The 6,648-nt window shown below is 71.1% G+C and carries 8 protein-coding genes; 4 read left to right on the top strand and 4 right to left on the bottom strand.

What is annotated here, in order from left to right:
- Nucleotides 1-685: NAD-dependent epimerase/dehydratase family protein (locus BGO22_RS19650; protein WP_286852256.1), on the bottom strand; the 685-nt coding region annotated here is incomplete at its 3' end.
- An 8-nt stretch (nucleotides 686-693) separates the two neighbouring features.
- Entirely contained in the window at nucleotides 694-2,124 is a 1,431-nt protein-coding gene (locus tag BGO22_RS19645; protein ID WP_070397510.1) for a mannose-1-phosphate guanylyltransferase/mannose-6-phosphate isomerase, read from the bottom strand.
- A 121-nt stretch (nucleotides 2,125-2,245) separates the two neighbouring features.
- On the opposite strand from BGO22_RS19645, the gene galU reads away from it, so the two are divergent.
- Nucleotides 2,246-3,133, top strand: coding sequence for a UTP--glucose-1-phosphate uridylyltransferase GalU (gene galU / locus BGO22_RS19640; RefSeq protein WP_070397511.1), 888 nt, complete (start codon nucleotides 2,246-2,248; stop codon nucleotides 3,131-3,133).
- A 14-nt stretch (nucleotides 3,134-3,147) separates the two neighbouring features.
- Here galU and BGO22_RS19635 read toward each other — a convergent pair whose 3' ends face one another.
- Both BGO22_RS19635 and BGO22_RS19630 read right to left on the bottom strand, forming a co-directional pair.
- A complete protein-coding gene (locus tag BGO22_RS19635; RefSeq protein WP_070397512.1) occupies nucleotides 3,148-3,921 on the bottom strand; it encodes an SAM-dependent methyltransferase in 774 nt (257 codons plus the stop codon).
- Nucleotides 3,918-4,517, bottom strand: a complete 600-nt coding sequence (locus BGO22_RS19630; RefSeq protein ID WP_070397513.1) for a Maf family nucleotide pyrophosphatase — start codon at nucleotides 4,515-4,517, stop codon at nucleotides 3,918-3,920. Before BGO22_RS19630 ends, BGO22_RS19635 begins: the two co-directional genes overlap by 4 nt.
- 34 nt (nucleotides 4,518-4,551) lie before the next feature.
- Here BGO22_RS19630 and BGO22_RS19625 point away from each other — a divergent pair, with 34 nt between their 5' ends.
- From BGO22_RS19625 to plsX, 3 genes are all read left to right on the top strand, one after another.
- Nucleotides 4,552-5,118 carry a YceD family protein gene (locus BGO22_RS19625; RefSeq protein ID WP_070397514.1) on the top strand — a complete coding sequence of 189 codons (567 nt, stop codon included), beginning with the start codon at nucleotides 4,552-4,554 and terminating at the stop codon, nucleotides 5,116-5,118.
- Between the two features lie 150 nt (nucleotides 5,119-5,268).
- Nucleotides 5,269-5,451 carry a 50S ribosomal protein L32 gene (gene rpmF / locus BGO22_RS19620; protein ID WP_009518787.1) on the top strand — a complete coding sequence of 61 codons (183 nt, stop codon included), beginning with the start codon at nucleotides 5,269-5,271 and terminating at the stop codon, nucleotides 5,449-5,451.
- A 128-nt stretch (nucleotides 5,452-5,579) separates the two neighbouring features.
- Nucleotides 5,580-6,641: a phosphate acyltransferase PlsX gene (gene plsX, locus BGO22_RS19615; protein WP_070397515.1), complete on the top strand. Its 1,062-nt coding sequence runs from the start codon at nucleotides 5,580-5,582 to the stop codon at nucleotides 6,639-6,641.
- Nucleotides 6,642-6,648: the final 7 nt, after the last annotated feature.

Genomic DNA, 6,648 nt, shown 5'->3' with positions numbered 1-6,648 from the left:
TGGGGTAGTCGCCGCCGAAGACGTTGAGGTGCTCGCGCGCGCCCACGGCCACCTGGGCCACGAAGGGCATCAGGTTGTTGGGGATGCCGGCCGGGTCCTCGCCGATCAGGCCGCTTTCGTGCGCGCCCACCGGGTTGAAGTAGCGCAGCGTGCCGATGCGCCAGTGCGGCTGCGCGGTCTGCAGCGCCTGAAGCATGTCCTCGATGACCAGCTTGGTGTGGCCGTAGGGGTTGGTGTGGCTGCGCGCGAAGTCTTCGGTGATGGGCACGCGCACCGGGTCGCCATAGACCGTGGCGCTGCTGGAGAACACCAGTGTGGGTGGCTGCGAGGGGTCTTCGGCGGCCAGCGCCGACATGGCCTGCAGCAGGCTGGTGGCGCCGCCCAGGTTGTTGCGGTAGTACTTGAGCGGATCGGCCACGCTCTCGCCCACAGCCTTGTCGCCCGCGAAGTGCACGACGCCCGCCGGGCGGTGGCGGCGCAGCACCTCGGTGAGCCAGGGCGTGTCCAGCACGTCGCCGCGCTCCAGTGGCAGGGCTTGGCCGGTGATGCGTTGCAGGCGCTCCATCACCACCGGGTGGCTGTTGGCGAAGTTGTCGAGCACGATGGGCGCGTAGCCAGCCTCGACCAGGGCCACGGCGGTGTGGCTGCCGATGTAGCCGGCGCCGCCGGTGAGCAGGATCTTCATGCGGGTGCCTATTGGGGTTTGGGCTCGCGGCCGTAGACGTCCTCGAGGCGCACGATGTCGTCCTCGCCGAGGTAGGCGCCGGATTGCACCTCGATCATCTCCAGTTCCATCTTGCCGGGGTTGTGCAGGCGGTGCACCTCGCCGATGGGGATGTAGGTGGACTGGTTCTCCGACAACAGGAACACCTCCTGGCCGCGCGTGACCTCGGCCGTGCCCTTGACCACGATCCAGTGCTCGGCGCGGTGGTGGTGCTTCTGCAGGCTCAGCGAGGCGCCGGGTTTGACGCCGATGCGCTTGACCTGGAAGCGTGCCCCCGTATCGATGCTGTCGTACCAGCCCCAGGGTCGCGCCACGCGGCGGTGCGCGGCGGCCTGCGGCACGTCGCTCTTGGCCAGATGGGCCACCACGTCCTTCACCTGTTCGGCGTGGTCGCGCTGGGCCACGAGCAGGGCGTCGGGTGTGTCGACGATGAGCAGGTCGTGCGTACCCAGCGCCACCACGGGCCGGTGCGGCGCGTGGATGAAGGTGTTGGCCGCGCGCAGGGCATGGCCCTGGCCCTGCACGCGGTTGCCGTTGCCGTCGGCGGGCGCGAGGTCGGCCACGGCGTTCCAGCTGCCCACGTCGCTCCACTGGCCCTGGAAGGGCACCACGGCCACGTCGTCGTGCGGCTCCATCACGGCGTAGTCGATGCTCTGCGAGCGGCACGCCAGGAAAGGCTCGGCCACCGGGCGCACGAAGCGGCAGCGGCCCACGGACTCTTCCTTGGGCGCGGCCATGGCCTGCTCGCAGGCGACCCAGATGTCGTTCGCGTGGCGCTGCAGCGCGGCCCGCAGGGTGGCCGCGCTGGCCAGGAAGATGCCCGCGTTCCACAGCACGCCGCCTTGCAGCAGAAGCGCCTGCGCGGCCTCGGCAGCGGGCTTTTCGATGAAGCGGGCCACGCGGCGGCTGCCGTCGGGGCGCGGCTCACCCTGGGCGATGTAGCCGTAGGCCGTGCTGGGGAAGGTGGGCATCACGCCGAAGGTGACGATGGCGCCAGCCTGCGCCGCGGCCGCGCCTTGCCGCACGGTGTCGGCGAAGGCCACGGCGTCGGGGATGTGGTGGTCCGCCGGGCAGAACAGCAGCAGCCCGCTGCCGTCGCCATCGCGCAGGGCCTGCAGCGTGGCCAGAGCCATGGCGGCCGCGGTGTTGCGCGCGGCGGGCTCCAGCAGCAGCGTGCCGCCCTGGCCGCCCGACTCGATGGCGTCGGCCACCAGGAAGCGGTGCTCGTCGGCGGCTACGCACAGGGGCGGCTGTGCGCTCCAGGCCACACGGTCCAAGGTAAGGCGAAGTAAAGATTTGTTGCCCACCAGCGGGACGAACTGCTTGGGAAAACTCTGGCGCGACAGGGGCCACAGGCGGGTGCCCGAGCCGCCACACAGGATGACGGGAGTGATCTGCATTCGTGTGTATCCGGGAAGACCGCGCGTGATGCTGCGGTGCGGTGGCGTGCCGGGTCGCGGGCACGGGCCGTGGGTATTATGGTCAGCTTGTTTGTCAAATCGCTCGGGAGCAGTGCACGACATGACGACGATTCGTAAAGCCGTATTTCCCGTGGGTGGCCTGGGCACCCGGTTCCTGCCCGCCACCAAGGCCATTCCCAAGGAGATGCTGCCCGTGGTGGACAAGCCGCTGATGCAGTACGCCGTGGAAGAGGCCTACGCGGCCGGCATCCGCGAAATGATCTTCGTCACCGGCCGCAACAAGCGGGCCATCGAGGACCATTTCGACGTCGCCTACGAACTGGAGACCGAGCTGGAGGCGGCGGGCAAGGGCGCGCTGCTCAACCTGGTGACGTCCATCAAGCCCGACGACATGGACTGCTTCTACGTGCGCCAGCCGCGCGCGCTGGGCCTGGGCCATGCGGTGTTGTGCGCCGAGCGCCTGGTGGGCGACGAGCCCTTCGCCGTGCTGCTGGCCGACGACCTGATGCTGGGCAAGGACCAGCTCAGCGGCGGTGCCACCGTGCTGGCGCAGATGGTCAAGGCCTACGAGCGCAGCCCGGGCGCCGTGCTGGCCGTGCAGGACGTGCCGCGCGCCGAGACCAAGCGCTATGGCGTGGTCGACGTGCACGGCGCGAACGCCGCGCTGGCCGAGGTCTTCGCCATGGTGGAAAAGCCCGCGCCCGAGAAGGCACCGTCCACCCTGGCGGTGGCCGGGCGCTACATCCTCACGCCGGCGGTGTTTGAGAGCATCCGCCAGCAGCCGCGCGGCGCGGGGGGCGAGATCCAGCTCACCGACGGCATCGCCGCGCTGATCGGCAAGGAGCGCGTGCAGGCCTACCGCTACGAAGGCCGGCGCTACGACTGCGGCAGCAAGGAAGGCTTCCTGGAAGCCACCATCGACCTCGCCCTGGCCAATCCCGAGCTGAGTGGCTCGGTGCGCGCGCACCTGCAGCGCGTGATGGGCTGAGGCCCGTCGCCCGTTCAGGGGCCGAAGAGAAACACGGCGGGCAGATCCAGTGGCAGGTCGGCCGCCAGCGCGGGCTCGCGCCGCCAATCCGCCACGCGCGCGCTGTGGATGGCTTGTGTGGGCAGCGCCAGCCCGCAGGCCACGGCCAGGCGCGTGCCCGGTTGCAGGGTGTCGATCAGCGCGCGCAGCAAGGCCGCGTTGCGGTAGGGCGTCTCGATCAGGATCTGCGCCTGGCCGCTGCGCGTGGCCAGGGCGTCGAGTTCGCGCAGGCGCTTGGTGCGCGTGGGCGGGTCCTGCGCCACGTAGCCCACGAAGGCGAAGTGCTGGCCATTGAGCCCGCTGCCCGCGAGCGCGAGCATCAGCGACACCGGCCCCACCAGTGGGCACACCCGCAGGCCCAGGGCGTGCGCCGCGCGCACCACGCCGCTGCCGGGGTCGGCGATGGCGGGCATGCCGGCCTCGCTGAGCAGGCCGATGCCATGGCCCTGCAGCGCGGGCGCGAGCCAGTCGCGCGCCGCCCGGTCGTCCTGCGTGTGGTCGCCGCGCTTGTGCGTTTGCCGGGGCAACTCCAGGATCTGCTGCTCCTGCAGCGGCGCGGCCAGGCCCACGGCGGCGTCCACGCGCTTGAGGAAGGCGCGCGCGCTCTTGGCGTTCTCGGCGATCCAGTGGGTGAGCCGGCCGGCCACGGCCAGGGTCTCTCCCGGCAGCAGCGCCCCCAGCGGGTCCACGGCCTCGGACACGCCGAAGTCCAGCGGCGTGGGCACCAGGTAGAGCGCGCCCGGCGTCATGGCAGGCGCACGCCGGCGGCGCGCAGCATCTGGCAGGTGCGAATCAGCGGCAGCCCCACCAGGGCGGTGGGGTCGTCGCTGTCGATGCGCTCGAGCAGGGCGATGCCCAGGCCTTCGCTCTTGGCGCTGCCGGCGCAGTCGTAGGGCTGTTCGGCGAGCAGGTAGCGCTCGATCTCGCCGTCGTCCAGCTCGCGGAACGCCACGCGCACGGGAGCGATGTCCTGGCGCTCGAAGCCGCTGGCGCGGCAGACCACGGCCAGGGCGGTCTGGAAGACCACGGTCTGCCCGCGCATGCGGCGCAGCTGCAGCACGGCGCGTTCGTGGGTGCCGGGTTTGCCCAGCGGCTCGCCGGTCAGATCGGCCACCTGGTCGCTGCCGATGACCACGGCCTCGGGAAAGCGTTCGGCCACGGCGCGTGCCTTGGCCAGGGCCAGGCGTTGGGCGAGGGCGGCGGGGGCCTCGCCGGGCCGCGGCGTTTCATCGACCTCGGGCGCGGCCACCTCGAACGGCAGGCCCAGGCGCTGCAGCAGCTCGCGTCGGTAGCGGGACGTCGATCCCAGGACCACGGCCCGGGCGGGGGAGGGGGTGTTGCTCATGGGCGTATTGTCGGGGCCTGCCTAGAATCGCCCGATGGCCAGCAAGCCCCCCGCTTCCGTTTTCAATCCGCAGCGCCTGGACGCGCTGCGCTTCGCCCAGGCCGGCGCCCGGCTCGAAGGCGATCCGCCGCTCACCGGTTTCGCGCGCCTCGCCGGTGACCTGCACCCGCCCGTCGACCCGAGCGAGCGCGTGCGCTGGCAGGCCCGGGGTGAGATGCGCGACGGGCCGACCGGCGGTGCCCCGCAGGCCTGGCTGCATCTGGAGGCACGCGCCCTCGTGCCCCTGACCTGCCAGCGCTGCCTGGCGCCGGTGCAGACCCCGGTGGAGGTGGACCGCTGGTTCCGTTTCGTGGCCGACGAGGCCACGGCCGAGGCGCTGGACGACGACAGCGAAGAGGACCTGCTCGCCTTGGAGCCACGGCCCAGCCTGGTCGAGCTGGTCGAGGACGAACTGATCCTGTCCCTGCCGCTGGTGCCCCTGCACGAGCGCTGCCCGCAGCCCCTGTCGGCGGCCGACGGGCCCGCCGGTGGCGAAAAGGCGCCGGGCAGTGAGCGCCCGCACCCCTTCGCGGCGCTGGCCAAGCTCAAGGGCCGGCCGTGAGGGGAGGCCATCCGCATCCGGATAACTCGGGCTATAATGCTTGGCTTTGCGCCAGGGCGGGCCTGAAAGGCCGGGCAGCGTGCGGTTTCCACCCCGTGTCCCAGCCGATGACGCCCTCGAGTCCTCACCAACGCCTTCCAGGAGCCCAACATGGCTGTCCAGCAAAACAAGAAATCGCCCTCCAAGCGGGGCATGCACCGTTCGCACAACGCACTGACCACCCCGGGCACCGCCGTCGAGCCCACCACGGGCGAAGTGCATCTGCGCCACCACATCAGCCCCAACGGCTTCTACCGCGGCCGCCAGGTGCTCAAGAACAAATCCGAAGCCTGATCCACGGGCTGCCCGCCGGGCGTGCGCGCGCGCGTCCGCTGGCCACGGAGACACGGGCCCGCATGCCGCATGCGGGCCTTTTTCATTAGAACGACGAGGTCGCCGCGAGCGTCCCGCAGGATGTCGAGATGATCACCATCGCCGTGGATTGCATGGGGGGAGACGTCGGGCCGGCCGTGACCATGCCCGCGGCCGAGGCCTTTCTGGCCAGCCACCCCCAGGCGCGCCTGCTGCTGGTGGGGCGCGCCGAGGACCTGCGCGACTGGTCCCGTCTCACGGCGCATGAGCGCTGCACCGTGGTGCCGGCCAGCGAGGTCGTGGACATGAGCGACCCGATCGAGGTCGCGCTGCGCCGCAAAAAGGATTCGTCCATGCGCGTGGCGGTCCAGCAGGTCAAGGACGGCCATGCGCAGGCCGCGGTCTCGGCCGGCAACACCGGTGCGCTGATGGCGATCTCGCGCTACCTGCTCAAGACGCTGGACGGCATCGAGCGCCCCGCCATCGCCACCCAGATGCCCAATGCGCGCGGCGGCGCCACCACCGTGCTCGACCTCGGCGCCAATGTCGACTGCTCCGCCGAGCACCTGCTGCAGTTCGCGGTGATGGGCTCGGCCCTGGTGGCCGCCGTCACCGGGCGCGACGACCCTTCGGTGGGCCTGCTCAACGTCGGCGAGGAGGTCATCAAGGGCAGCGACGTGATCAAGCAGGCGGGCCAGTTGCTGCGCCACGCCGCCACGGCGGGCGACCTGAACTTCCACGGCAACGTGGAGGGCAACGACATCTTCAAGGGCACCACCGACATCGTGGTGTGCGACGGCTTCGTGGGCAACGTGGCGCTCAAGGCGAGCGAGGGCGTGGCCTCGATGATCGGAGGCTTCATCCGCGAGGAGTTCACGCGCGGCCTGTGGCGCAAGCTGGCGGCCGTGGTGGCCATGCCGGTGCTCAACGCCATCCGCCAGCGCGCCGACCACCGCGTCTACAACGGCGCGGCCCTGCTGGGCCTGCAGGGCCTGGTGTTCAAGAGCCACGGCTCGGCCGACGCCTTCGCCTTCGAGCAAGCGCTGGCCCGCGCGTATGATGCCGCCTCCCGCGGCTTGCTGGACAACGTGAGACAACGCATTGCGCGTGCGCAGCCGCTGCTGTCGCCCGAGACGACCATCAGCGAGCGTGGCGGCATTCCGACCATCTGATTCCTCC

Origin of the sequence: Hydrogenophaga sp. 70-12 (assembly GCF_001897365.1) — a bacterium.
Classification (GTDB): Bacteria; Pseudomonadota; Gammaproteobacteria; order Burkholderiales; family Burkholderiaceae_C; genus Hydrogenophaga; species Hydrogenophaga borbori.
This window is presented reverse-complemented; position numbering and strand designations above follow the sequence as displayed.

Coding starts and splice junctions, on each gene's coding strand:
- BGO22_RS19645 (WP_070397510.1), bottom strand. CDS start 2,124: ATGCAGATCACTCCCGTCATCCTGTGTGGCGGCTCGGGCACCCGCCTG.
- BGO22_RS19625 (WP_070397514.1), top strand. CDS start 4,552: ATGGCCAGCAAGCCCCCCGCTTCCGTTTTCAATCCGCAGCGCCTGGAC.
- galU (WP_070397511.1), top strand. CDS start 2,246: ATGACGACGATTCGTAAAGCCGTATTTCCCGTGGGTGGCCTGGGCACC.
- plsX (WP_070397515.1), top strand. CDS start 5,580: ATGATCACCATCGCCGTGGATTGCATGGGGGGAGACGTCGGGCCGGCC.
- BGO22_RS19635 (WP_070397512.1), bottom strand. CDS start 3,921: ATGACGCCGGGCGCGCTCTACCTGGTGCCCACGCCGCTGGACTTCGGC.
- BGO22_RS19630 (WP_070397513.1), bottom strand. CDS start 4,517: ATGAGCAACACCCCCTCCCCCGCCCGGGCCGTGGTCCTGGGATCGACG.
- rpmF (WP_009518787.1), top strand. CDS start 5,269: ATGGCTGTCCAGCAAAACAAGAAATCGCCCTCCAAGCGGGGCATGCAC.